Annotated in this window: 19 protein-coding genes and 4 pseudogenes; 7 read left to right on the top strand and 16 right to left on the bottom strand. The window is 69.8% G+C overall.

All coding sequences use genetic code 11. From position 1 onward, the window contains the following. Nucleotides 1-33 precede the first annotated feature (33 nt). The 3 genes from KUM39_RS23730 (at nt 34) to KUM39_RS23740 (ending at nt 1,643) form a co-directional block, all read left to right on the top strand. Nucleotides 34-888, top strand: a complete 855-nt coding sequence (locus KUM39_RS23730; RefSeq protein WP_217787796.1) for an MFS transporter — start codon at nt 34-36, stop codon at nt 886-888. 2 nt (nt 889-890) lie between these two features. Continuing rightward, nucleotides 891-1,217: an MFS transporter gene (locus KUM39_RS23735; RefSeq protein ID WP_217787797.1), complete on the top strand. Its 327-nt coding sequence runs from the start codon at nt 891-893 to the stop codon at nt 1,215-1,217. A 69-nt stretch (nt 1,218-1,286) separates the two neighbouring features. Next, the gene (locus tag KUM39_RS23740) at nt 1,287-1,643 is read left to right on the top strand and encodes a DoxX family protein (RefSeq protein ID WP_217787798.1); all 357 of its coding nucleotides are present in this window, start codon (nt 1,287-1,289) and stop codon (nt 1,641-1,643) included. Between the two features lie 81 nt (nt 1,644-1,724). Here KUM39_RS23740 and KUM39_RS23745 read toward each other — a convergent pair whose 3' ends face one another. The 3 genes from KUM39_RS23745 to KUM39_RS23755 form a co-directional block, all read right to left on the bottom strand. Further along, nucleotides 1,725-2,492, bottom strand: coding sequence for a hypothetical protein (locus tag KUM39_RS23745; RefSeq protein WP_217787799.1), 768 nt, complete (start codon nt 2,490-2,492; stop codon nt 1,725-1,727). A 59-nt stretch (nt 2,493-2,551) separates the two neighbouring features. Next, a complete protein-coding gene (locus tag KUM39_RS23750) occupies nt 2,552-3,334 on the bottom strand; it encodes a hypothetical protein (RefSeq protein ID WP_217787800.1) in 783 nt (260 codons plus the stop codon). Nucleotides 3,335-3,405: 71 nt separating this feature from the next. Continuing rightward, nucleotides 3,406-3,573 (bottom strand): hypothetical protein, encoded by a 168-nt coding sequence (locus KUM39_RS23755; RefSeq protein ID WP_217787801.1) that lies wholly within the window; start codon nt 3,571-3,573, stop codon nt 3,406-3,408. A gap of 273 nt (nt 3,574-3,846) precedes the next feature. Between KUM39_RS23755 and KUM39_RS23760 the strand changes: the two genes are divergently transcribed. Further along, nucleotides 3,847-4,164: a hypothetical protein gene (locus KUM39_RS23760; protein ID WP_443732242.1), complete on the top strand. Its 318-nt coding sequence runs from the start codon at nt 3,847-3,849 to the stop codon at nt 4,162-4,164. A 181-nt stretch (nt 4,165-4,345) separates the two neighbouring features. Here KUM39_RS23760 and KUM39_RS23765 read toward each other — a convergent pair. Together KUM39_RS23765 and KUM39_RS23770 are read right to left on the bottom strand one after the other, a co-directional pair. Continuing rightward, nucleotides 4,346-4,741: pseudogene (locus KUM39_RS23765) on the bottom strand (transposase); the annotation flags it as partial. 349 nt (nt 4,742-5,090) lie between these two features. Next, nucleotides 5,091-5,905, bottom strand: a protein-coding gene (locus KUM39_RS23770) for an IS5 family transposase (protein ID WP_372455805.1) whose coding sequence is annotated in 2 segments (ribosomal slippage) — nt 5,091-5,561 and nt 5,564-5,905 — 813 coding nt in all. Because the reading frame shifts where the segments join, the coding sequence is not laid out codon by codon here. A 125-nt stretch (nt 5,906-6,030) separates the two neighbouring features. Here KUM39_RS23770 and KUM39_RS23775 point away from each other — a divergent pair. Next, a pseudogene (locus tag KUM39_RS23775) lies at nt 6,031-7,265 on the top strand (IS110 family RNA-guided transposase). On the opposite strand, the gene KUM39_RS23780 reads toward KUM39_RS23775, so the two are convergent. From KUM39_RS23780 to KUM39_RS23795, 4 genes and pseudogenes are all read right to left on the bottom strand, one after another. Next, nucleotides 7,262-7,654, bottom strand: coding sequence for a hypothetical protein (locus tag KUM39_RS23780; RefSeq protein WP_217787802.1), 393 nt, complete (start codon nt 7,652-7,654; stop codon nt 7,262-7,264). The pseudogene KUM39_RS23775 and the gene KUM39_RS23780 sit on opposite strands and share 4 nt — an antisense overlap. 141 nt (nt 7,655-7,795) lie before the next feature. Further along, nucleotides 7,796-8,131 (bottom strand): annotated as a pseudogene (locus tag KUM39_RS23785) (helix-turn-helix domain-containing protein); the annotation flags it as partial. 17 nt (nt 8,132-8,148) lie between these two features. Next, nucleotides 8,149-8,469 carry a hypothetical protein gene (locus KUM39_RS23790; protein ID WP_217787803.1) on the bottom strand — a complete coding sequence of 107 codons (321 nt, stop codon included), beginning with the start codon at nt 8,467-8,469 and terminating at the stop codon, nt 8,149-8,151. A gap of 52 nt (nt 8,470-8,521) precedes the next feature. Further along, nucleotides 8,522-9,763, bottom strand: a complete 1,242-nt coding sequence (locus KUM39_RS23795) for an IS110 family RNA-guided transposase (protein WP_217787804.1) — start codon at nt 9,761-9,763, stop codon at nt 8,522-8,524. Between the two features lie 1,038 nt (nt 9,764-10,801). Here KUM39_RS23795 and KUM39_RS28845 point away from each other — a divergent pair. Then, nucleotides 10,802-11,515 (top strand): annotated as a pseudogene (locus tag KUM39_RS28845) (aminoglycoside phosphotransferase family protein). A gap of 49 nt (nt 11,516-11,564) precedes the next feature. Here the strand turns inward: KUM39_RS28845 and KUM39_RS28365 are convergent. Continuing rightward, nucleotides 11,565-12,092 (bottom strand): hypothetical protein, encoded by a 528-nt coding sequence (locus KUM39_RS28365; RefSeq protein WP_246620638.1) that lies wholly within the window; start codon nt 12,090-12,092, stop codon nt 11,565-11,567. Between the two features lie 178 nt (nt 12,093-12,270). On the opposite strand from KUM39_RS28365, the gene KUM39_RS23815 reads away from it, so the two are divergent. After that, nucleotides 12,271-12,798, top strand: a complete 528-nt coding sequence (locus KUM39_RS23815; protein WP_217787806.1) for a GNAT family N-acetyltransferase — start codon at nt 12,271-12,273, stop codon at nt 12,796-12,798. A 1,794-nt stretch (nt 12,799-14,592) separates the two neighbouring features. On the opposite strand, the gene KUM39_RS23820 is transcribed toward KUM39_RS23815, so the two are convergent. From KUM39_RS23820 to KUM39_RS23850, 6 genes are all read right to left on the bottom strand, one after another. Then, nucleotides 14,593-15,936 carry an SWIM zinc finger family protein gene (locus KUM39_RS23820; protein WP_217787807.1) on the bottom strand — a complete coding sequence of 448 codons (1,344 nt, stop codon included), beginning with the start codon at nt 15,934-15,936 and terminating at the stop codon, nt 14,593-14,595. After that, nucleotides 15,933-18,764: an SCO1167/SCO6262 family helicase gene (locus tag KUM39_RS23825; RefSeq protein ID WP_217787812.1), complete on the bottom strand. Its 2,832-nt coding sequence runs from the start codon at nt 18,762-18,764 to the stop codon at nt 15,933-15,935. Before KUM39_RS23825 ends, KUM39_RS23820 begins: the two co-directional genes overlap by 4 nt. Nucleotides 18,765-19,216: 452 nt before the next feature. Beyond that, a complete protein-coding gene (locus KUM39_RS23830; protein WP_308288219.1) occupies nt 19,217-21,214 on the bottom strand; it encodes an FAD-binding protein in 1,998 nt (665 codons plus the stop codon). Nucleotides 21,215-21,299: 85 nt separating this feature from the next. Further along, the gene (locus KUM39_RS23840) at nt 21,300-22,106 is read right to left on the bottom strand and encodes an ABC transporter permease (RefSeq protein ID WP_217787808.1); all 807 of its coding nucleotides are present in this window, start codon (nt 22,104-22,106) and stop codon (nt 21,300-21,302) included. Continuing rightward, nucleotides 22,103-23,080, bottom strand: coding sequence for an ATP-binding cassette domain-containing protein (locus tag KUM39_RS23845; protein ID WP_217787809.1), 978 nt, complete (start codon nt 23,078-23,080; stop codon nt 22,103-22,105). The genes KUM39_RS23840 and KUM39_RS23845 overlap by 4 nt, the downstream gene beginning before the upstream one ends. A gap of 133 nt (nt 23,081-23,213) precedes the next feature. Continuing rightward, on the bottom strand, nt 23,214-23,855 hold the full coding sequence (locus KUM39_RS23850) for a PadR family transcriptional regulator (RefSeq protein ID WP_217787810.1): 642 nt from the start codon (nt 23,853-23,855) through the stop codon (nt 23,214-23,216). Between the last annotated feature and the right edge of the window lie 591 nt (nt 23,856-24,446).

The raw sequence follows: 24,446 nt of genomic DNA on the forward strand, positions 1-24,446 counted from the left end.
GGGCAAGTTGGAGATGGGCCGCCAGGGCGGAGGGTGATCGGGCGGGACGTGCGGCTGTGGGTGGCCGGGACCAGTCTCTCCCTCTTCGGTGACGCGGCCCTGTGGATCGCGCTCGGTGTCTGGACGAAGGACCTGACCGGTTCCGACGGCCGCGCGGGACTCGCCTTCGCGGCGTACGTCGTACCCCGGCTCGGCGCTCCGTTCCTGGGCCTGGTCGTGGACCGGTTCCGGCGCCGTCCGCTGATCGCGCTCCTCAACCTCGCGCTGGCGGGCTGGGTCTGCCTGGCGTTCCTCGTCCACGACCAGCGGCAGGTCTGGCTGCTCCTCCTCGTGCTGTTCGGCGTCGGCCTGGGGGTCGGCCTGCACAACGCGGCGGGCAGCGCGCTGCTCACCCACCTCGTGGACAGCGGCCAACTCGGCCGCACCAACGCCCTGTTGCGCACCATGCAGGAGGGCGGCATGCTCGTCGCCCCGGCCGTCGGCTCGGCCCTGTACGTCACCGCGGGCCCCCGCGCGGTCGCCGCACTGGAAGCGGTCACCTTCCTGGTCTGCGCGCTGTGCGTCCTCGCGGTCCGCGTGGACGAACCCGAACCCCGGCCGTCCGAAGGCAGGCTCACCGAGGAACTCCTCGCGGGAGTACGGCACTTGACAGGCACCCCGCGCCTGCGGGCGGTCGCTCTCGCGCTGGGGGGGGACTGCTGGGCTTCGGCTTCATCGAGACCGTCATCTACGCGGTCGCCGACCGGGGCCTCCATCGCGGCGCCGCGTTCGTCGGCGTCCTCACCGTGGTCAAAGGCACCGGCGCGGTCCTCGGCGGCCTCGCGGGAATGCGGCTGCTCCAGCGGGTGGAGCCGGGCCGTGAAGGCGTACGGACCGTGTGCGGCCTGAGCATGATGGCTCTGGGCTGCTGGATCACGGCGCTTCCCGGGTTCTTCGCCGCCTTCACCGGCGTTCTCGTCATGGGCCTCGGCACTCCGGGCGCCGTCGTCGGCCTCTACACCACCGTCCAGCGTCACTCCCCGGCCCACCTCCAGGGCCGCGTCGCAGCGGCGGCCAGCATGCTCGCCACGGCCCCGCAGGTACTCGCGGTGGCGACCGGTGCGTGGCTGATCACACGGGTGGACTACCGGTTTCTGCTGGTCGGGATGGGGGTGGTGATCGGGGTGAGTGCGCTGTATCTGGCGCTGCGCACAAGGAAGTTGACCGCGCAAAGTTGACATGTACGATCAACGACGCCACGAAACGCACACGAAATCCCGACAACTCGGCGCGCAGAGCGGAGCAACGTGCACATCGCCTTCGTCACGGTCAACGCCCTCGGAGTGATCTTCAACGGCGCAGCCGCGGTCACGTACCTGATCGGCCACGAATACCCCAAGACGCAGGCGGACATGAAGGGGATACCGCGCAAGTATGTGCCGGTCCTGGGCGCGTTGCTCGCGGCGGGCACCCTCGGCCTGCTGGCCGGGTTCGCGGTCCCGGCGCTCGGCACCCTCGCGGCCTGCGGGCTCATCCTCTACTTCATCGGCGCGATCATCGCCCACCTGCGGGTCGGCTCACGCAACATCGTGGGCGGCATCGTCTTCCTCGCCACCGCCGTGGCCGTCCTGATCCTGGGCGTGCGGGATCACGGAATCTGGTGACTAACACGCTTACTGGTAAGCGTAGTTGCGCCTTGCGCCTTGCGTCTTGCGCGGGGCCGGGGGCACCGGCGGGCGCCGACGCTACTTCGTGAACCTGCCGTCGCCCACCACGATGTGCGGCCTGCTGTTCACGGCGTCGGGTGCCCACTCCAGGATCTTGACCTCGATCGTGACGAGGTCCGTACCGGCGAGCGACTCGTCCACGCTCTGGGGTACGCCGGAACGCAGTGTGCGGGCGGCGAGGGTGGTGCCGTCACGGCGCGTGACGCTCACGTAGCCGACGTACCCCGGCAGTGTCCGCGCGTCCAGGCCGACCGTCGCCCGGAACCGGGTCATCCCGGAGGGCACGTTGAAGGAGAGCGGCGTCACGTCCTTGGCGAAGACGCCCGGCGAGAAGACGATGCTCTCGGGCAGCGGGCTGTCTCCGAGGCGGGTGGCGGTCTCGCCTTCGTTGTTGTGGTAGCCGCCGATGGGGCCGTCGTCGGTCAGGTACTTCACCCGCAGCGAGGCGCTGCCGCCGACCCCGGCCCCCGCCCCGGCTCCGGCGGTCGCGGGAGCGCCGCCGTCGGTGGGCGGTGCCGTGTCCCCGGTACCCGCACCGTCCGCAGACCCCGGCGAGTCGGCACCGCCCGCCCCGGACCCGGACGAAGAGGCCGCCGACGGCGACATGTTGGCGGTGTCGGAGGCCGCCGTGTCGGAGGCCGCCGTGTCGGCGGTGGACCGGGAAGGCTGCGCACCCTCCTGGCAGTCCGCTCCGTTCACACACATCTTCGCGTCCCGCCCCGCGTGCTGGGAGTAGTTGTTGGTGTCGCCGCACCCCGTGAGCACGGGCAGCAGCAACAGCCCCACGACAACCGCCCCTCGGCGACCCGATCCACTCCGCATCCGCGCGTCCCCCCGCTTCCCGTTCACCCACGCACCACTGGCGCGCCGACCGCTCCGTACGTACCGCCGAGCGCCCCGTCGAAAGTGATCCGCAACAGCCCGACATGCCGGATGTCGAGCCCCTTGACGGTGTAACTCGTCCCACGGACAAGGGTCTTCGCGCAGAGCACCTTCCCGGTTCCCTGGTCCGTCACCTTCACTGTGAGCGTACGGGTCGGATCGGTGCCCGGGGAATCCGCGGCCATGCCGAACGTGGCGTCCAACTTCGCGTATCTGCCACCCAGTCGGACCTGGAACCAGCCGGTCTCGGTACTGTCGCACCCGATCGAGCAGTGGACGACGAGGCCCGTGTCGAAGGACGTGTCGCCCACCACCACGTCCGCGACGTTCCAGTCCGTGCACGTGCCCAGATAACACCCGTCCGTGGAGTCGCGCAGGCCCTCGGGGAGGTTCCCGCCCGACAGCACCACCTTCACGGGGGCGGGCGTGCCCTCGACGGAACCGGTACTCCCACCGTCCCCGCTGTCGCTGTCGCTGCCGTCGCCTGGGCCGGTGTCCGTGCCTGTGCCGCCGTTCGCACCGCCGTCCGACGCGCGCATGTTGTCGGACGCGGAGTCGCCGGGCGCGGAACCGGCGGGCGTGGAGTCGCCTGACGTGGAATCGTCGGTACCGGCGCGGGACGGTTCGGCCGCGTCCCCCGAGCCACCGCTCGCGCTCGCGGTGCACAACGACCCTTCGACGCACGCTTCCGCGTTCCCGCCCGCGTGCTGGTTGATCGTGGTGTCCTTGCACGAGGTGACCACCAAAACGCAGAGCCCCGCGAGAACGACCCCGCGAACCGCTCGTCGCCATGACCGCATGATGTGCGAGTCCCCGTCTAGCACTTCGAGTTGACGCAGACGGTGCCGTCGCGGCCCGTCTTCTGGTCGATGCGGTTGGTGTCCGACGCCGACAGGCTGGTGATCAGCGCGGCGGCGATCACGCCCACGACCCCGATGACCGCGACGAGGATCGCCACCTTGTGTTCCTTGGTCCAACCGGCCATAAACGCAACCCCCCTTGCTCAAAATGGAGGTTGATCGTGGCACAGGACCGGTGCTGATCACTTGGGAAACATGGAACGTATGGGGTGCTGTGTCACGGTCGTTACAGCACGCCACAACCCGCCGCGCCGGGGACCACCGGGCGGCCCGGCGTCGCCCCGCACGCTGTCGGCGGACTGTCGGGCCCACGGCGGCGACTTGCCGGTGACCTGTCGGCGCGGCCCGCGACGTTGTGCGGAGACCCCGCCGGGCGCCCGTACGGACAAGGACCCCTCATGACCACGAACATCGCCCCGCACGTCACCGTCATCGGCGCCGTACTCGGCGGACTCACGCTCGTCACGGACCGGTTCCGCGCCCTGATCCTGGAGGGGCGGCAGGCGCTGCGGGTCGTGGACCGGCACGCGAACGTTCTGCTCGACCAGCCCGACGACGGCACGGGCGGCAACCCTGAGGCGCTGCGCGGTGAGCTTCGGCGGATGGTCAAGGCCATCTCCCGGGCGACTGGCGATCGTTCAACCGGCGCCATCCTGCAGAGCGGCGTCGATATGCGTGTGCGTGGCGGCAGCTCGGGGTGCAAGCTACCGGGATGAATCTGGAAGAGGCCGGCGCGGCGTTGGTGGGTCGATTCGGCCCTGAAGCAGAGGGTTGGCTCGCCGAGGTTCCGACCTCGCTGCACGGTTGGCTGCGCGGTGGGGGTTCGTGCTAAGGGCTTTCCCGTAAATGATCTTTGGGTCGGCTTGGACGTGGCTGTTCGCTGTGCGGCCCGTCCGCCTATCCGGCGAGGGCAAGGTTGTGCATGCGGGCGACGCCGAGCATGGTGTGGTGGACGCCGTCGCCTTTGAGGCGGCAGTCGCGGAGGACCTTCCACGTCTTCATCCGGGCGAACACGCGCTCGAAGCATGCCCGGACCTGCTTGTGGGACTTGTTGTGCGCCTCCTTCCAATCAGGCAGGTCTTCACTCTTGCGTCGACGGTGGGGCATGACGAGTTCCGTGCCGGGATAGCCGCCGTCGGCGATGGTCATGGCCTTGCCGACGGCGGCTTTGGCGCCGAGCTCCTCCCAGGCCTTGCAGTCGTTGCGGTTCCCGGCGAGCGGCCGGTCGACCACGACGACCAGGCGGGTGTCGACATTGATGACGACCTGGTGGTTGGTGGAGTACCGGTAGTTCTAATAGGTCGTCGGTGAGCCCGAGCACGGCAGTGCAAGGGCCCCGATGCGAGATGGAAGCCTGCCGCCGTTCTGGGGCTTTTGATCCCTGTGTTCAGACCGGCTCTGCCTCACCCACGCCCTGCCGAGCGGAGACCTTCGGTAGTTCCGGGACCTTGATCTCCTGTCAAAGACCGGTCCCGCCCGGCAGGGGCACGGATGCAGGTTTCATGTCTTCAGCTCGCCGACAGGGGCCACCTCTCAGCAGTTCGCGAGCCATGAGCTCTCCAGCAGATCGAGGTCCCTGTCGGTCGCTGGAGACACGAACGGCTCATGAGATGGCGTGCCTTGAGCACTTCTATTAGAACTCCTATCGCAATGACTTCAGGCGTCGCCAGCAGATGAGTGCGCATCCGAGGGTGAGGAAGGCCTCGTGGATGTCGTCGCGGATCTCCCAGCGGATCCGCAGGCGGCGGAACCAGTGGAGATGAGCGAACGCGCGTTCCACGAACCACCGTTGGGTGCCGAGCCCGGAGCCGTGTTCGGTGCCGCGGCGGGCGATCAGCGGCTTCACGCCGAGATCCCATACCAGGCGGCGGTACTTGTCGTGGTCGTAGCCGCGGTCGCCGAGCACCACGTCGGGGCGGCGCCGGGGCCGGCCGCGCTTGCCCCGTACCGGCGGCACGGCCTGAAGGAGCGGGATCAGCTGGGTGACGTCGTTGCGGTTGCCGCCGGTCAAGGTGGCGGCCAGCGGAATACCGGTCGCGTCGGTGATCAGGTGGTGCTTGCTGCCCGTCCTGCCCCGGTCGACAGGGCTTCGTCCCGTCTTGGGTCCCCCTTTAACGCGCGGATGTGCGAGCCGTCGACCGCCGCACGGGAGAAGTCCAGGACGTTCGCGCCGCGAAGTTTGGCCAGGAGCACCTCGTGCAGCCGGGGCCAGACTCCGGCCTCGGTCCACTCGGCCAGGCGGCGCCAGCAGGTCATGCCCGAGCCGAAGCCAAGTTCCTGCGGAAGGTGTTCCCAGGCGATCCCGGTATGCAGCACGAACAGGATGCCCTGGAACACCAGCCGGTCCGGATGCCGCTCACGTCCCGGATACCGCACCCGACGCTCCACCTTCGGCAACAGCGGCTCGACCACCGCCCACAGCTCGTCGTCGACCTCCCACGGCTTCGGTCGCCCCACCCCACACCCCCAGATCGCCAGACTCAGAGCGATCCAACCACGACGAAGATCATTTCGTTAGGAGTTCTTAGAGCGCCGCGTGCTCCGCACGGGTCCGACCTGCAGATTCATACAGAGGCACAGGATTGAACAAGATCTTTTGCGGCATCGACTGGGCGGAGGGGCACCACGACATAGCCTTGGTCGGCCAGGACGGAACCCAGGTTGCCAAGCTAAGGATCAGCGACGACAGCGCCAGCTTTCACGCGCTGATGGAACTTCTGACCCAGCATGGTGACAGCGCAGCAGATCCGGTCCCAGTCGCCATCGAAACGCCTCGTGGGCTTCTCGTCGCCGCCTTGCGGGCCACCGGCCGCCAGATCTACGCAATCAATCCATTGGCCGCTGCAAGATATCGCGACCGTGCCAGCGTGTCCCGAGCCAAGTCCGACGCGGCAGACGCCCGAGTCCTGGCCAACATCCTGCGGACCGATCGGCACGCCCACCGGCCCCTGCCCGACGACAGCGAGACCGTACAGGCCGTCGCCGTCCTGGCCCGCGCTCACCAGGACGCCATCTGGGACCGGCAACAGATGATCAACCGGCTCCGGTCACACCTACGCGAGTACTGTCCAGCCGCCCTCACTGCCTTCCACGGTGCTGGCAAACCCGGACTCGACTCTCCGCGCGCTCGCATGATCTTGACTGCCGCACCCACACCGGCCGACACCGCCAGGCTCACCCGCAGTCAGCTGCGCGCGTTGCTCAAGCGCGGTGAACGTCCACGTTGTGGGATCGAAGCCGAGGTCGAGCGACTTCGGACGATCTTCCGCGCGGAATCTCTCCAGCAGCTGCCGCAGGTCGAGCGTGCTATGGGACAGCAAGCAGTGGCACTCGTCCGACAGGTCGACGCCGCTTGCGTCAGCGTGGCCCAGTTGGCAGTGGCGACGGAAGAGACAGTCCTCGTGCACCGGGATGCCGAGGTCATCACCAGTTTCCCGGGACTCTCAGTGCTTTCTGGAGCACGCGTCCTCGCCGAGATCGGAGACGACCGCGAACGCTTCACGAACGCCAGAGCCATGAAGGCACACGCCGGCGCGGTCCCGTCACACGAGCCTCCGGCCGCAGCAACGTGGTTGTGGCCCGGACCGTCAAGAACCAGAGACTGGTCTCTGCCGGACACATGTGGGCCTTCGCAGCCCTGCGTACGCAGGCTCCACGCGCCCACTATGACCGACGGCGTGCTGGTGGAGAACGCCATACCGCAGCTCTCCGGAACCTGTTCAACAAGCTACTCGGCTGCCTCTACCACTGCTTGCAGAACCGCATGGCCTACGACCCTGAACGGGCCTTCGCTGGCCCCGTCGGGCTCGCTGCCTAGAGCTTCGGGCCCACGAAGACGTCGACTGCGACCGCGGTCCAGCCGGGCTCGTTCACTGCGACACGGACTTGCCGCCTACCGGCCTCACCGATGAGGCTCACGAATCGCGTCACACCCATGACATCACCGATGACCAGCCGTCCGTCAGCCAAGGACATCGGCCTCTCGAAGACAGTCGTGAAGGAGGGATCAGGCCCTAGCCCCTCGTCGACGGGCTCGGTGAAGAGCCGGACCTTGATGAGTTGCACCTGAGCCTGAACCCGAACCACCACATGGGTGTCGCATCCGACAGCGGCCTCGCTTCCCAGCTCCAACGCCGGCAGCCAGTCGGTCGACCCCAATGCCAGAACCGGGTGATTCACCCGAAACTCAACGCCAGCGACCTGCATGTTCGGTTCTCTCCGGTGTCCCCCTTATGACGCGCGGCGATGGTATCGGGCGGCTACGACATGTCAGCCAACTGTCTCCGACCACCGGGGCCAGACGTCACGCCAGCACCCACTGAGTTGACCTCCAGCGACATGAGATGTCTTCGACTGCGCTGCGATGGTGTGGTCGTGGGTGGGCACGAGGGTGCCGTCCACGATGAGTACGGTGCTCTTGGCGAACCGCTTGCGGGGCTGGAGCGCGAGCATGGGGCCGATGTGGTCGATGACCCGGTCCGCAGCCGACTTCGACACCCCGAAGAGCGGAACGAGCTGTCGCATTGTCAGGTTCGTGCGCCAGTAGGCCGCGACGAGCAGTGCTCGGTCCTCCAGTGGTAGGCTCCACGGCCGCCCCCTTTGGACCGCGTCCGCACCCTCACGTCGCAGCACAGTCACCAGCTTGGCGAGCTGCCGCGGGCTCAGGCCGGTGAACGGGGCTATCCAGACACCTCAGGGCTCTAACGAGTCAAGTCCTCGTCGGTGAGCTCGTGGTTTCCCCAGCGGTTCCAGAGCGTGTGGTGCCAGTCATCGGCATCGGGCCCGGGTGGTGCGACCGCCGGTACCGGGCCTGGGCTGGTCTCGATCAGGTGCAGCAGCGACCAGGCGACGCCGTAGCAGTCGTCGGGGCCGAAGCAGGCAGCCAGGGCCTGCGCCTCGTTCCGTGTGACGGGTGTGGGTATGGCTTCGAGTTGTTTGACTCGCCGGTCAATCTCCTCCTCGTCGGCGTCCCAGTCGGGGAGCGGGCCGTCGGCGAGGAACGTCCGAACTTCAGGTCTCATCCGCGAATGATCGACTGCTGTGGGTGACCTGAGCAAGGCGCGATGCCGCAGGTCAAGCGGCAGCCGTCTCGGTCGCCGAGGGCGGTGAGGGGAAGGCGGCCAGTTCGTCGAACCGTTCGCCGTGCTGGAGGCAGTGGTAGAGCTGGCCGATCATGCGGTTGAAAAGGTTGCGCTCGGCGGCAGCGTCCCAGTCTGCATGGCTGTCGCGGCGGCGCCGGTAATGGGCTTTGGCGCCGGGTGAAGCGGTGATCGCGGAGAAGGCCCAGAGGTATCCGGCGTGGTTGAGGCGGTCGTTCTTCACCCAGCGTCGGGTGATAGCCGACTTCTTGCCGGAGGCCCGGGTGATGGGCGAGGCGCCGGCGTATGCCTTCAGGCCGCGGGCGTCGGCGAACCGCTGTCGGTCGTCCCCGATCTCGGCAAGCACCCGGGCCCCGAGCTGGGTGCCGAGGCCGGGGAAGCTGAGGATGATCTCAGCGTCTGGGTGCTGAGGGAATGCCTCCTCCACCGCCTCGGCGAGGTTGTCGGCCGAGGTGCAGGCAGCCTCCAACTGCATCAGGAGAGCAAGCATCTGCTTTCCGAGTGCGTCCTCGACCAGCTGTGGCTGGTGAGCCCAGTCGGCCCGGAGAACCTCGCGGAGCCGCTCGGCGTCAGCTGCGATGCCCCGTTGACGGCCAGCCCGCTTGAGCGCGGCCTGTAACTGTGTGCGTGTGACGCGGGCGGCCTTGGCTGGCGTCGGGGCCAGCTTGAGGAGCTGGTGAGCTTCGGGTCGGCAGAGGCCGTTCTTCCAGGATTCGACGGCCACGAGGGCGGCCGGGTAGTACTCGCGTAGCAGGGAGCGGAGCTGATTGGCGATCCGCTGCCGGTTCCAGGTGGCGTCCTGCTGGGCGCGGGCGAGGACGGCGACAGCGCGGGCCAGGTCACTGTCCTGGGGAAGCGGCCGGTGAGCGTGCATGTCTGTCCGCAGCACGTTGGCCAGGACCAGGGCGTCGCCCGGGTCGGACTTCTTGCGCGAGACGGAGTGCCTGTCTTGGTAGCGGGCCGCGGCCATCGGGTTGATCGCAAACACCTGTCGTTTGCCGGTCCGCAGCACCGCGACCAGCAGGCCCCGGGATGTCTCGACCGCGACCGGGATCGGGAACTCCTCCGTGTCGCCGTACTCAGCGAGCAGATCCAAAGGGATCTTGTAGCCAGCGACGTCATCGGTGATATGCCGCTTGGCCACCAACTGGCCACTGTCGTCGACCAAGGCGACGTCGTGTGTCTTCTCCGCCCAGTCGATGCCGCAGTAGATCAAGACCTTTCCCCTCCCCGTGCTCGGGTGTTCGTACTGGTCACGAGCTCATGCGGAACCACGCAGCGACCTAATCCAAGGACTCGACTCGAGGCCGGTCCGCCACCTCAGCAACTGTTCGTGGCACCAGCTCACTGCATGGGCCCCGGTCTGCTTTGGAGCTGAAGCGGCTCGGGCATCACGAGGGGGCGGGCACCATGCAGCAGGCTCGCACCACAGACACCAACGAGTGAGCACGCAGGCAGTGTTGACGATGGTGACGGTCACGAGAGCGCCGGGCATCACCGCTCTGGATATAGGGATCAGGTCCCCGGACGACTCAAGGCGTCAGCCCGACACTCACGTGACCGCCATCGCGACCAACATCTGCTGCAGAAACAGCCCGGCGTACGTCTCTCAGGGCTGTCCTTACCCCCGGATTAGGACGGCTCCGACGCCGTGATCAACCCCAGCCACAACGTGATCATTGCACTGAGTGAAGGTCTCAACCGCCCGCTGAGGTGGCGCTACCCCTCACGGGGTTTGTGCAGGCGCTGATACCACCACACATCACCGTTCCAGGGCCGTCGATCGGCAAAGGGATCAGGCAGAGTGCGCTTGAGGAACACCCGGTCCAGGGCCATCATTCGGCGTCTTAGCTCAGCACGAGCCCGAGGTGGCAGGTGCTCAAGGACCGCTTCGAGGAGATCGCGGGCATGCCTGACATCATCGAGGGCGTGGCCCCGGCAGCCACACTCTTCGTCTTGCGGGTAGAGGGGTCGACGTCCTGGAGCCCCCAGGAAAGCTTCATACCGTCGCAGTGCCTGGTCGATGGCACCCGGGTAGAGGAAGCTGGAGCCGAGCTCTTCGACGCGGTGGATTGCGATGCTGGTGCCCGCAGAGAGCCCGTGGATCCGTTCCAGCGGCGGCTTGTCCCACCTACGCGGCCGCCCAAGGTGTCCGGTGCGCAGCGCACCTGGCCGTCTACGCGGCATAGGCCTTTCGGCATGCAGTCATGAGCAGCATTCTGCCAGCAGCCGTCAAGCTGGCCGAAGCAGGGCGCTGCGGCCAGGAGTAACGGGACAGCTCGTAGGTGAGCTGTTCGAGAGTGGAGCCTCCTCCGTCGTTTTGCGCTGTCAATGGTCTGACGGGAGGCCGGCGGTTCTCAAACTCAGCCCGACCGGACACTGTTGACCAAGCAGGTGGAGATGCTGCGCGTGTTCGTGCCGTCGAGTCGGGTGCCGGCAGTGCTGTCTGCCGACGTGGAGGCCGGGGCGATGGTGTTGGAGGAGGTCCTGCCCGGCACCGTGGCCGAGGACATGCCGCAGACGTCTTTGCCAGAGCAGTGGTTCCTTCGCCCGGATCGGTCGGCGGCTGTCCGAGCCGGCCATCGGCGCACGGATCGACCAGGCCGCATGGCAGCGGGCGATGCGGCGCTGTGAGACGTTGCTGGACAGCCAGGCCAGGCTCGTGTTGTTGCACGGCGATCTGCACCTCGGCAATGTCCTGGACGGCGGCCCGTCGCGCGGTCCGGTCGCCATCGACCCCAAGGCATGCATCGGTTACCCGTGCTTCGACGCTCTCGACTACGTGGTGGCCGGCGCCGGGCAGGAGGGCGTCGAGGCCCGTTGCCAGCGGGTGGCGACCGCGTGCGAGCTCGACGGGAACCGGCTGTATGCCTGGAGCCGAGTGGGCGCACCAATGGCAGCCATCGCACAACTCACCTATGACGGCCCAGAGCCCGTGATCGACGAACTACTCGCCCTGTCTCGCTGATCCCACACGACTATAAATTTGGCCCGGCGAGGGAGCAGGCCAGGCCATGTCAACGGGCTAACGCCTCGGAGGGGCCGATGAACCAGCAGTAGTTCGTCACCCCCAGGTGCAGGGTGTCGGCGGTCTCGGCGAGAAGGGCTCGGACCTTTTGGTCGCTGCCGACGACAATGGGGTCCTCTGCGGCGGCGCGGGCCACCTTCCCGCCGATGCTTGCGAAGAAGCTGATCAGGTCGCGGACGCCGGGACCTGTCCGCATTTCGCCTTGCTGGTAGCGGCGGTACTGGGCCAGCACCTGGTCCTTGTTGCGTTCCGCTCGATGAGTTCCCGCAGCGGATCGCCGTCGGTGTCCGGGCAGTTCGCGCAGCGCGGCTCGCCGTCCCGGTCCCGGCTGGTGATGCGTGGTTCTTCGTGACAGCCCGCGCAGACGGCTGGCTCGACGAAGCACGGCGAGCATCCGTCGGCGACGCCTTCGTCCAGCGCAGCCGGGTCTTCGCCGCCGCCCAGTTTCCTGCTGCGGGGCAGCCGACTCGGCGGCTGTGACGTCGCCCTGGCTGATGGCGGCGTCGAAGGCCACCATGTACGCCCACTCCTCGGGCGAGGTGTCGCGGATGCGGCGCCACCGCGCGTTGCCGTGGAACGGGCAAGTTATTTGGAATCCGACATCGTGTCGGTTCCGCGTTCCCCTGCTCGGGCGTAGCCTCGGCGGCTCGGTAGGGTCTGGACCATGACAATGCTTCTGCACCGAGGGGTTGCCCGTGGTTGAGCTGCGGGACTTCACCCCCTCTGACGGCCGCCTGCTTGTCGCGTGGATCGATGGACCCGTCGAGCTGTGGACATGGTCCAGCCACAACTTCAGTTGGCCGTTCGATGAAGGGCAGCTTGCCGAGTACGTGGCTGAGTCCGCGACACCAGTGCGCCAGAGTTGGATGGCCGTAGACCCGGCCAAAGACCGAGTCATCGGCCACCTCTCGCTGCGGATCGACGCTGCGAACGCCAGCGGTCGGCTGGGGCGCGTCCTGGTGGCGCCGGAGGCCCGGGGCAAGGGGTACGGCGCCGCGATGTTGATGAAGGCCCTGGACGCCGGGTTCGGTGAGCTCGGCTTGGAGCAGATCGAGCTGGGAGTCTGGGACGACAACTCGAACGCGATCCGCCTGTATGAAGGGCTGGGCTTCGTGTGCGATCGTGTGCTGCGGGACGTAGCCGAGTTTGCGGGCAGATCCTGGTCGGCGATGCAGATGATCTTGCCGAGAGAGGTCTGGGCCGCCGACGCCGCCTCCGCGTAAGGGAGTTCACCGGGAGGCAGCTCTACGTCGGCAGCTTCCTGGACGTGTGGGACGGATGCCAAGAGGCGCCTCCGGTTGGGCAGGCCGGGCAGGAGCGAGAGTGCCGATCAGGTTCGTCAGCGGGATGGTGTCCGTCGTACCGAGCTCAGCGGGGGTTGGCCCGGCAGGGGGCGGGGTCTTTGCCAGGCCCTTCGCCAGGGCGGTGATGGCGTCGCGGTCGCCTTGGAGCGCTTCGCGCTCGTCGTCGGTGAAGCCGACGGTTTCGAGCATCCTGGCGATGCCGTCCTTGACGGCGAGGATCTAACCGGCGCTGCTGTCCTTGGGCTTGTAGACGGGCAGCAGCGCAGGAGAGCCGGTGCGGGCACTTGGCGAAGAAGTCGTAGGTGCAGTAGCCGTCGCCGAGGTCGGTACTTGCATGGCTGTCCGTCGGCGGCGCCGGTCAGTGTGCTGTCGCGGTTGACGAGCACCTGGATGGTGCGGACGTCGCGGGCGAAGTAGTCGGCCTTCTTGTAGGTGGCGCTGAGCGTGCGCTGGAGGATCTTGGCGTAGTGGCGGGTGCTGGCCGCACGCTTGTGCCCGAGCCATTGCCGAGGTCAGCCAGAGTAAGTGACTGGCGACGTTGAGCAGTTGCGTGGCGATAGTGGCGCGGGCGCGGTGGCTGGTCAGCGCCGAGGGAGTCGGTCTCCGGGATGCCGGCCTTCTCGCAGAGCCCGGGGATGACGTAGTCGTCGGCGGCCATGTCCCGGGTCCACTGGTCGGGCGCGACAGCGTCCGGGTGCCGCTCACCGACCTAGCAGGCCGGCGATGAGGATGGTGAAGACCATCGTGCGGAGGGTGGCGGCTCCTGGAGCGCGCACTTGCGCCACTTTTTGGCCCACTTCAGTCAGGTGGGATGTCAGCCAGGGTGACAGCCCGCGGACCGGTGTTGTGGTGATTGCTGGTCAGCGGCTTGGTGATGATGTCTCGGTCGGCCAAGACCCGGGAGGCCTTGCACAAGGTGAGGAAAGACAGCAATGCTCAACGGAAGGTCGAGAAAGGGTATAACCGCAGGTCGTCAGGCGTTTAGGGGTGTCGTGTACCTTGCCGCCAAGAGACACGACACCCCACCCCACCCCTCAGATGTCCCGGAAGGGACCAGCCAATTCCGTGACCTGCGGGGTCTGGCTATCGTACGTCGTTGACCTGCATGAATTTCCTTTTGGTTGTTTCACGCTCGTGTTGGCTGATGCGGCCGGAATTCCCAGGAAAGTCCCGGAGAAATCCCAGGTGTAGGAGCCACTCTTTGGCTCAGGGCATACGGGTGCGCTACGGGCTGGTGATCGTGGAGCGACGGGCTGACCCGAATGAACGGCAACGTGCACTACTGAGTGGCTCGCGGCCGGTGAGAAGCATCCCGCAGCCGGGGCGGCGGGGAAGCGCTCGTTGAGGCCACCGAAGAGGAAGTGACGATCACCGCCGGGTACGACGCGGTCGAGTACGACCCCGGGCTGTGGAGCACCGACCCCGCGCGAGCCGTCGTCGCGCTGCCGCGGACGTGGACAACCACTACCAGCCGGCGATCGAGCTGCGCGGCGGTATCGCGGCCACCCCGTTATGTTTTCCGAGGTCCCGCAACGGGGCCGCTGGCCTCCGGGCCCGGCATGGCTGTGTCCCCCTGTCGAACGGATGACCTGGGGGGATGGTGTCACCGGGCCCGGGAGGTGCCGTCGGAGACGCTGATGAGAGGTCCGGCCACCGCCCGGTCCGGTGCAAATGCCGGACAGCTCGCGGGCGGCAGGTCTGCATAACGGGGGCTCAGCCTCCGAGCAGGTCGGTGAGCGCGAGGACGGGGTCGTGTGCGGGCGGGCCGGCGGGCCACCAGGTGCCGGACCGCTCCCGGTACGGATACCAGCGGCCGTCGCGCCCGTACCGCAGTTGCAGGCCCCGGCTGGACAGGGTCCAACGGTTGTCGCACACGGCGATCTCTGGCAGCTCCTCGTCCTCCCAGCCCGTCGAGAGCGCCGCGCGCGCCCGGGTGACGTCGGGCCCGCCGGGCTGCCACGCCTCTTCCAGCACCGTCAGTCCGGCGGCTCCGCCCCACCGCCAGGCCTCGACCGCCCGGTCCAGCTCCTGCGGCCGGTCGCAGGAGTCCCGCAGCCGCGCGGGCACCCGGGGGTCGGGGTGGGTGGCGGCGATCCGCACGGTGTCTTGCCACCGGCCGAGCGGCCGGAGCGGCTCGCCGGCCGCCCCCAGGATGTACGCGAGGAGATCCCGGGCGCGCACGGCGGCGTCGGCGACCAGCCGCTTCAGCGGGTCCGCCTCGATGCCGGTGACCGGCACGGTGCCGTCCTCCGGCGGTGCGGGCAGCGGGGGGAGCGCGGGGAGAGGGACGGCGGGGCGGGCGTACGCCTCGTCGGCGGGGGTCCCTGCAGAGACCGGCCCGGCTGTCGGCGCGGCCCCCGGACGGCCGGCGGGGTCCGTGCCCGCGCCGACGTCCTCCGCGTCCCCGGCGACCCCGACGTCCTCCGCGTCCCCGGTGACCGGGTCGTCGTCCTCGGCCCCTTGGGACATGGCGCGCAGGAGGAGGGCGGACTTCAACTCCTCCAGCGCTGTCGGCCAGTCCCGGCCGCGGACCAGCAACAGGAGCTGCGGCTCCTCGTCGAGCAGCCAGGAGAACTGGTAGCCGAGCGCGACCGCGTGGGCACACGGATGGTCCGGCTCGCCGCATCCGCAGTCCGGTTCCAGCTCGCCGTAGCCCGGCAGCAGCCCCACCCGGGCGTCCTCCGCCGCCTCCAGGAGATCCGGTGGCAACTCCCCGGCGAGCAGCGCCTCCGTCTCCGTCGGCCGGTCCGCGGTCCGTTCCCAGAGCGCGTCCCACTGCTCCTCTGCCAGTTCCGGAAGTCCGAGCACGACCGTGTACGGCTCGTCCGCGCCGTCGTGGACCTGGGCGGCGACCCGCCCCGGACCGACCGTGAGGGGGCCGAGGCGCCCGGAGCGGGCGACGGTCCGTCCCTTCTTCAGCGGCTCCTCCTCGGGCCAGCCGTCCTCCATCGACTCCGCCCAGGCCCGGCTCCACCAGGACCGGCCGCGGACCCGGCCGCCCTTGCGGGCCGGGAAGGCGGCGAAACCCCGCGCCCGGTCGTCGTGTCCGTCACTCATCCCGCGCTCCTCAGTTCCACCAGGTTCGCCAACTCGTCGTTCGCGAGACGGCTCACCGCACGCTCGCCGCTGCCGACGACCGCGTCGGCCAGCTCTCCCTTGGCCGCCATCAGCGCCGCGATACGGTCCTCGACCGTGCCCTCCGCGATCAGCCGGTGCACCTGCACCGGCCGGGTCTGTCCGATGCGATGGGCCCGGTCGGTCGCCTGGGCCTCGACGGCCGGGTTCCACCAGCGGTCGTAGTGCACGACATGGTCGGCCCGCGTCAGGTTGAGGCCCGTGCCGGCCGCCTTCAGCGACAGCAGGAACACCGGCACCTCGCCGTCCTGGAACCGGCGGACCATCTCCTCCCGCCGGGCCACCGGCGTCCCGCCGTGCAGCAGCTGGGCTGTGATGCCCCGGTCCGCCAGGTGCCGTTCCAGCAGCCGTGCCATCGCGACGTACTGGGTGAAGACCAGCACCGCGCCGTCCTCCGCCAGGATGGTGTCCAGCAGTTCGTCCAGCAGGGCCAGTTTCCCCGAGCGGCCCGCCAGCTTGGGCTCCTCCTCCTTGAGGAACTGGCCGGGATGGTTGCAGATCTGCTTCAGACCCGTGAGCAGCTTGAGGACCAGGCCGCTGCGGGCGATTCCCTCGGTGGACCGGATCTCGGCCATCGCGGCCCGCACCTGCTGCTCGTAGAGGGCGGTCTGCTCGGCGGTCAGCGGCACCGGATGGTCCGTCTCGGTCTTGGGCGGCAGTTCGGGCGCCACCCCCGGGTCGGACTTGCGGCGGCGGAGCAGGAACGGCCGGACGAGACCGGCGAGCCGTCCGGCGGTGACGCCGGAGCCCTCCCCGGCGCCCACGACGGACCGCTCGGCCTCGATCGGGGCGATCCAGCGGCGCCGGAAGTGGCCGTGGGTGCCGAGCAGACCCGGTGTGGTCCAGTCGAGCAGGGCCCACAGCTCGGACAGGCTGTTCTCCACGGGGGTGCCGGTCAGCGCGACCCGCGCGTCGGCCGGGATCAGCCGCAGGGCCCTCGCCGTGGCCGACGACGCGTTCTTGACATGCTGGGCCTCGTCGGCGACGACCATCCCCCAGCGGTGCTCGGCGAGCTCCCCGGTGTCAAGTCGCATCGTGCCGTACGTGGTCAGCACGAAGCCGCCGTCCGCGCCCTCGACGCTGCGGCCCGCGCCGTGGAAGCGACGCACCTCGGTGCCCGGGGCGAACCTGCGGATCTCCCGCTCCCAGTTGCCGAGCAGCGACGCCGGGCACACCACGAGGGTGGGGCCGCGGCTGCCCTCGTTCTCCTGACGGAACAGGTGCAGTGCGATGAGCTGGACCGTCTTGCCGAGACCCATGTCGTCGGCGAGGCAGCCGCCGAGGCCGAGCGAGGTCATCCGCGCCAGCCAGGCCAGCCCGCGCAACTGGTAGTCGCGCAGGGTCGCGGCGAGCGCGGCCGGCTGCGCGGCGGGCGTGTCACCGGCCGGATCGGTCAGCAGCACTCGCAGGGCGCGCAGCCAGGGGCCGTCGGCGACGGCCACCCGGTCGCCACCGATCTCCGTGTACCCGGTGAGGGCGACCGCGAGCGTCTCCACGGCGGTGAGCGGCGGCAGTACGCGGTTCCGGGCCCTGCGCGTGAGTTCCGGGCCGGCCAACGCCCAGCCGCCGCGCACCCGCACCACCGGCCGCCCCGCGTCGGCGACGGCCGCGGTCTCGCGCTCGCTCAGCGGATCCCCGTCGAGGCAGAGCTGCCAGCGCAGCTCGACGGTGCCGTCCCCGCCGAGGAAGGAGCGCAGGTCGGTCGGCGGGGTGCGGTCCGCGCCCACCACGGCCCGCGCGGTCAGCCGTCGCCGCTCCTCGTCCGGCCAGCGCACGTCGATGCCGTGCGCCCGCAGCCGGGCCGCCGCGCCGCCCAGCAACTGGGCCAACTCCTCGTCGGCGAGGTCCAGCAGGCGGGGCACCGGCAGCAGCCGGGCGAGCGGTTCCCACACGGTGGCCGCCCGGCGCACCGCGCGGACGGTGTCTGCCTGGGCGACCGGGCCCAGGGCGTGCGGGGCGCCGTCGAAGAGGTCCGAGGCAGTCAGTTCCACGGTCGGGTCGGCGAGATCGCACACCAGTGGCACGACCTGGCCGACCGGCACGCCGTCCGTGCCGTGTGCGCTGTCCGCGCCGTGGTTCAGCCGTACGGAGAGCGAGACGCGCACACCCGAGTCCACACCGACCGCGATCTCCTCCGCCCAGGAGCGCAGTTGCGGTACGTGCTGGGGTGCGGTGGCGGCGAACGCGGCCCGGCCGGTGGCCGTCTCGGCGGCCGCGGTACGCGGCAGCGTGTCGGCGACGGCGTCCAGGAAGGCGCGCAGCGTCCCGTCGGCGGGCGGGAGCAGCGCGGTCCCGCTCACGGGCACGGCGAGTGCCTCCGGCGGGGCGGCCGCCGCCAGCTCCCGCAGCCGCAGCACGTCCACGGGGTCGAGCGGGCCGACCCGCCAGGCGTCGTAACCGCCGGCGGACACGCCGGGCAGGAGCCGTTCCCGGGCGGCCAGGTGGAGGGCCAGCGCGGTGGCGGCGCCCCAGAAGGCCGCCGCGGGGTGGACCGCTTCGCCGCCGTGATCGCGCCGGGCCAGGGCCAGGACCGGCAGCGCGTCGGCGACGGACAGCCACACGACGGGGACCGGGCGCGGTCCCTGCGCCGTGACGAGCCCGGCCTCCGCCGTGACGGCGCCGGGCAGTGCGGGCGGCTTGCCGTCCTCGGGATCCCAGAAGGCCATCCGCCCCGTACGGGCCGGGTCACCCGGCTCGAAGGCGACCGCGTACCATGCCAGCCGTCCAGCCTGCTCACGCCCAATCCACATCATGGGTCCCGCTTCCCGCTTTCATGTTCCGGTCGTTCGGTCATTCGGTCGTCGTTCAGTTGTTCCGGTCTTCCGGTCTCTCCCTCCTCCGGTTTCTCCCTCTTCCGGTCATTCCGTTTCCCGGTCCTCCCGTCCGTCTTTCCGTGTCGCCGCCTTCTTTCAGCCTTCCGTTCCCGGCCGGGCGGCCCAGCCGCGTTCCACGGCCGTTCTAGTTCCGTCTGTGACGGTGACGGTGCTTCCCGGTGTCTCGACTGGGAGGACGAGGCGTCCTTCCGCCAGGCGTTGCGTCGGCCGGAGTTCGCCGCGCACCGCGTCGCGCTTCACGCCCTGAGCGGCAGCGACCCGGAGCTGTACACCCTGCTTCTGGAACGCGCGCCGTCCTGACCGTCCGGACAGGTCGGGGAGGGGCGGCGCACGCTGCGCCGCCCCTCCCCGTCGATCCGTAGACCCCGTCACCCGGGCCGTACGCCCAGGTCGTGACCGAACACGTGCCCCGGGTCCCACTCGGCCTTGATCCGCCGGAGCCGCGTGTAGTTGTCCTTGTAGTACAGGCGGTGCCAGGGCACACCCGAGGTGTTCCACTCGGGGTCCGCCATGTCGAGGTCCGGGTAGTTGATGTAGCAGCCGTCGGCGCCGCCCCGTCCGGGCACCGGTACGCCGCCCGTCGTGGCGAACGCGTCCCGGTAAATGCGCCGCAGCCAGCCGATGTTCTCGGCGTCGGCCTCGGGGTCCTGCCAGGTGTTCATGAAGATGACGTTCACCACCGCGTTCCGGTGCGCGGTGGCCGTGGCCGACGACGGCACGGTGTTGATCCGGCCGCCGTAGGACTGCAGCGACACACTGGCCGCCTCGCTGCTGTGGTCGGCGCTGTCGAGGTGGGTGAACAGCGCGTCGATCTGCCGGTCCGTCAGGGAGTGGCGCAGATAGGCGGACTTGATCTTCTGCCGGCCGTGCTCGGCGTCCTGGGAACGGGCGAGTTCGGTGGTGGCGGTGAACCAGGGGACCCGGGTGGTCCCGGGCACGTACGGGGTGACGGCGACGCCCTCCGTGTACCGCTCCAGCAGCCGATCGGCGTCGGGCACCCCGGCGTCGAGATGGGTGAAGCTGATCGCGCTCTGGCCGGGGTCGTTCTCCCGCAGCCGGCCGAACAGCACCAGTCCGCCGTACAGGTCGGCGTACGGTGACCCGGCGCCGCTGTTGCGCTCGTGCCAGCGGCCGAAGTTGCCGACCAGCCGCCGCATGGCCGCCCGGTCCATGCCCTCGCGCGGGAAGACGAGCGCGCTGGACAGGGTCTCGGCGGGCGGTCGCGGGAGCAGCCGGGCGGGGTTGTCGCCGATGGCACCGGGGGAGCGGAACCAGTAGCGGGTGACCACGCCGAAGTTGCCGCCGCCACCGCCCGTATGGGCCCACCACAGTTCGCGGTGCGGGTCCCCGGGCTCGCGGGTGGCGACCACGGCACGGGCCCGGCCCGTCGCGTCGGCGACGACGACCTCGACGGCGTACACGTGGTCGGCGGCGACACCGAAGCGCCGGGACAGCGCCCCGTACCCGCCACCCGCCACGTGCCCGCCGATGGCGACGGTGGCGCTGGCCCCGCAGGGCAGGGTGACGCCCCAGGTGTCGTGGAGCCTGCGGTACACGTCCATCAGCCGCGCACCGGACTCGATCATGACGGCGCGCATCCGCGGGTCGTACGCGACGGCGTTCATCTCCCCGAGGTCGATCACCAGCCGTACGGCTGGGTCGCCCACGAAGTTCTCGTAGCAGTGGCCGCTGCTACGCACCGCGACCCGCCGGCCGCGACGGGCGGCCTCGCCGACGGCACGGACCACCTCTTCGGTGGTTGTGGCCACGCGGAACGCCGCCGAGCGTGCGGTGAACCGCTTGTTGTGGCCGCGGGTGGCGAGTTCCTCGTAACGGGGGTCCCTCCCGGAGTGATGTCGGCGGAGCAGGGCCTCCCGGGCGACGGCCAGGGACAGCCGGGTCACCCGGTCGGTCTGGGGCAGTAGCCGGCTGGACACGTGGTCGGCGACGAACCCGGGCACCTCACCGGCCAGCCGCACCGGATACCCCGACGCGTCGAACAGGGTGAGGGGGCCGATGCCGCTCTCCCCGCGGAGCACGGCCGCCCACCAGGCGGCCGCGCCCAGGCCGTTGGGCGCGGCGACGCCGATCCCGGTCACGACGCCGGTTCGTGTGCGGGTGGCGGCCGGCCGGGGCGGCGCGGACACCGGCGAGGCCGTCGTCACGCTGCCTCCGCGAGCCGGGCGGGTGAGGACGATGGCGCTCTGGAAGCCGCCGAAACCGCTGCCGACGCTGAGCACGGTGTCGGTGCGTCGCTCGCGGGCGGTGTTCGGGGTGTAGTCCAGGTCGCACTCCGGGTCGGGGTCGTGCGGATTGGCCGTCGGCGGCACCGTGTTGTGAACGATGGCCAGGGCACTGGCGGCCACCTCCAGTGAGCCGATCGCGCCCAGCGAGTGGCCGAGCGGGATCCAGGGGGGAGGGGGTGTCGGCCGGCGAGGGCCGAAGGAGGGTTCAGTGGCTGAGGCGGGCGAACCGGCGCAGGGCCAGCGGGAAGAAGACGGCGAACAGTGCCACCGGCCAGAGCACGGCCGACAGGACGTGCCCGGACGCGCCGCCCACGCTGCCGAACAGGTCCCGTACCGCCGTCGCGGTCTGGGACATGGGGTTCCACTGCACCACCGTGCCCAGCCAGGCCGGCATCGACGCGGGGGTCGCGATGGCGTTGGACAGGAAACCCACCGGCCAGACCAGGATCTGCACGGCCTGCACCAGCTCCGGTTTCCCGGCCACCAGGGCGAGGTAGATGCCGATCCACAGCATCGCGAACCGGAACAGCAGCAGGAGGCCCACGGCGGCGAGGAACCCGCCCGCCGTGGTGTGCGCCCGCCAGCCGATCGCGTACCCGACGCCGATCATCACGGCGAGGCTCACCGCGGACTGCAGCATGTCCGCCGCCGAACGGCCCACCAGCACCGCGCCGTTGGCCATCGGCATGGACCGGAAACGGTCGATCACGCCCTTGTTGAGATCCTGGGTGACCGCGATCACCGTGCTCTCCAGGCCGAAGGTCATGGTCAACGCCAGGATGCCGGGCACCAGATAGTCGATGTAGTCGCCGCCGACGTTCCGGCCGCCGCCGATCAGATAGCCGAACATCAGCAGGATCATCACGGGGAAGACCACGCCGACGGCCACCTGCACCGGTTGCCGGCCCCAGTGGGCGAGTTCCCGCCGGGTCATGGTCCAGGAGTCGCTCAGCGCGAAGGCCGGTCCACCGTCGCGCTCGCGCACCGTGTGCGTCGTGCTCACCGCGCTCATACCGCCTCCTTCGCCAGGGACCCGTCCTGTGCCCGGACCTCTTCGGAACGTCCCGTCAGACGCAGGAACACCTCGTCCAGGGTGGGCCTGCGCACGGCGATGTCCTCCGCTTCGATGTCCGCCGACTCCAGGGCCCGTACCACCTGCGTGAGTGCGCTCATCCGGTCGGTCACGGGCGCGCTGAAGCTTCGGCGGTCGGCGTCCACCGTGACGTCGTCAGCGGCGAACGGCATCAGGGCCACGGCGGCGGCCAGCCGGTCCGCGTCGCGCAGGACGACGTCGATGCGGTCGCCGCCGGTGCGGGCCTTCAGCTCGTCGGCGGTGCCGTCGGCGATGACCCGCCCCCGGTCCACCACCGAGATCTGGTCGGCGAGCTGGTCGGCCTCCTCCAGGTACTGGGTGGTCAGCAACACCGTGGTGCCGCCGCCGACCAGCGAGCGCACCGAGGCCCAGACCTCGGCCCGACTGCGCGGGTCCAGCCCGGTGGTCGGCTCGTCGAGGAAGAGCACCTCCGGCTCGGTGATCAGTGAGGCGGCGAGGTCCAGCCTTCGCCGCATGCCGCCGCTGTACCGCTTGACCTGCTTGTCGCCGTTGTCGGTGAGGCCGAAGCGCGCCAGCAGCTCGTCGGCGCGGGCGCGGGCCCGCCGGGCGCCGAGGTGGTAGAGGCGGCCGAACATCTCCAGGTTCTGACGGCCGCCGAGTTCCTCGTCGAGTGCCGCGTGCTGACCGAGCAGTCCGATCCGGGCCCGCACCCGGTCGGCCCGCGTCACCACGTCGTACCCGGCGACCGCCGCGCGGCCCGAGTCCGGCCGCAGCAGCGTGGTCAGTACGCGGACCATCGTGGTCTTGCCCGCGCCGTTCGGCCCGAGGAGGGCGTGCACGGTGCCGTGTTCCACCCGCAGGTCCAGCCCGTCCAGAGCGGCCTTGTCCCGGTATCGCTTCCGTACGCCTTCGACGTGGATCGCGTCGGCCATGTGTCCCCTCCGCTCATGTAGTCAAGCTTGACTACTGTTCGCGGGAACAACGTAATGCCCGCTCCGTCAATTAGTCAAACTTGACTACGAGGGGCGTCCGGCCACGGCCTGCCCGGTCACCGGGCGGGGTCTCTCAGCGCTCGTCCCCCGGATGTCGCTCTCCGGTCGCGTACGGGTTCCGCTCGCCCTCCGCGAGCACTCCCGAGAACGGCTCGCCCTCGCCCGCGAAGCTGTACGCCCCGTCCTCCAGGCGCCGGATCAGCCCGTCCGTCCACTCGGCGCCCGCGTCCGCGGAGTGGATCCACAGGTTCATGATCTCGCCGATGTGTCCGAGCAGCCCCGGGCCCTCCGCCGGCGTGTAGTACTCGGTGACGGCCTTGCGCCAGTCCTGGATGACCCGCACCCGTTCGCGCAGCAGCGTCAGTGCCTCCGCACGCTCCAGGTCTACGATGAAGCCGAGCGCAGCGGCGAGCACGTCCGGCTTCTGGTCGTAGGCGGTCAACGATCCGCGCAGCAGCCGGAAGAACTCCTCGGTCCCCTTCGCCGTCAACTCGTACTCGGTCCGGGGCGGCCCGCCGGCTGTTGACGGGGCGATCTCGTGCGCGTGCAGCAGTCCCTGCTTCTCCATCTGCTTCAGGGCGTGGTAGATCGACCCTGGCTTGGCGTTGGACCACTCGTGGGCACCCCAGTACTCCAGGTCGTTGCGCACCTGGTAGCCGTGGGCCCGTCCATGCCGGCGCACGGCACCCAGCACGAGAAGACGGATGGCTGACATGCGCTCCAGGTTACGGCGCCGTGTGGAGGAGGGGGCGGGGGGAGTGCCGGGGGCCGGAACGGTGCGGGGGCGGGTTGGGACGGTGCGGAGGTGGCAGCACCTTTTCCGCCGGCCCTCAGACGTCCCGGAGGCCTCCGGCCGCTGACGGACGTCCTTGCGGCGCGATGACGGACGTCCTTGCGGCGCGATGACGGGGTGGCCGGAACGCCAGACCGAGGGCACGCACGGCTGCGGCGAACGACCCGGGGTCGATGGGGAGTCGGCAACATCCGGCCCTGTCCCTCCGCAGCACCGCGACCGCACCCGACGGGCGCGAACTCGGCGAACACCTGGTGACGGTGCTGACCGTCCGCCACGGCCGTGTTGCCGCGATCGACAGCCACCTCTCGGATGTCGGCGGCATGAGCGGCTTCTTCGCCGCGCCCCGAGTCCGCGCACAGGTGCCGGCGACGGCGATCCCGACGCGGCACTCAACGCTGCGTGCGGCTGGCAGGGGAAGTCCGACGGGGTCAGGAAGGCGGGCGGTGAGTGGTGGGGCCGGAAGTCCCAGAGACGTCCCACAAATGCCGCCGCATCCCTCCCTGTCCGCTA

Origin of the sequence: Streptomyces corallincola (assembly GCF_019104725.1) — a bacterium.
In the GTDB taxonomy this organism is placed as follows: domain Bacteria; phylum Actinomycetota; class Actinomycetes; order Streptomycetales; family Streptomycetaceae; genus Streptomyces; species Streptomyces corallincola.

Coding starts and splice junctions, on each gene's coding strand:
- KUM39_RS23735 (WP_217787797.1), top strand. CDS start 891: ATGATGGCTCTGGGCTGCTGGATCACGGCGCTTCCCGGGTTCTTCGCC.
- KUM39_RS23825 (WP_217787812.1), bottom strand. CDS start 18,764: ATGTGGATTGGGCGTGAGCAGGCTGGACGGCTGGCATGGTACGCGGTC.
- KUM39_RS23840 (WP_217787808.1), bottom strand. CDS start 22,106: ATGAGCGCGGTGAGCACGACGCACACGGTGCGCGAGCGCGACGGTGGA.
- KUM39_RS23845 (WP_217787809.1), bottom strand. CDS start 23,080: ATGGCCGACGCGATCCACGTCGAAGGCGTACGGAAGCGATACCGGGAC.
- KUM39_RS23755 (WP_217787801.1), bottom strand. CDS start 3,573: ATGGCCGGTTGGACCAAGGAACACAAGGTGGCGATCCTCGTCGCGGTC.
- KUM39_RS23820 (WP_217787807.1), bottom strand. CDS start 15,936: ATGAGTGACGGACACGACGACCGGGCGCGGGGTTTCGCCGCCTTCCCG.
- KUM39_RS28365 (WP_246620638.1), bottom strand. CDS start 12,092: ATGGTGGCCTTCGACGCCGCCATCAGCCAGGGCGACGTCACAGCCGCC.
- KUM39_RS23780 (WP_217787802.1), bottom strand. CDS start 7,654: ATGCAGGTCGCTGGCGTTGAGTTTCGGGTGAATCACCCGGTTCTGGCA.
- KUM39_RS23760 (WP_443732242.1), top strand. CDS start 3,847: ATGACCACGAACATCGCCCCGCACGTCACCGTCATCGGCGCCGTACTC.
- KUM39_RS23790 (WP_217787803.1), bottom strand. CDS start 8,469: ATGAGACCTGAAGTTCGGACGTTCCTCGCCGACGGCCCGCTCCCCGAC.
- KUM39_RS23850 (WP_217787810.1), bottom strand. CDS start 23,855: ATGTCAGCCATCCGTCTTCTCGTGCTGGGTGCCGTGCGCCGGCATGGA.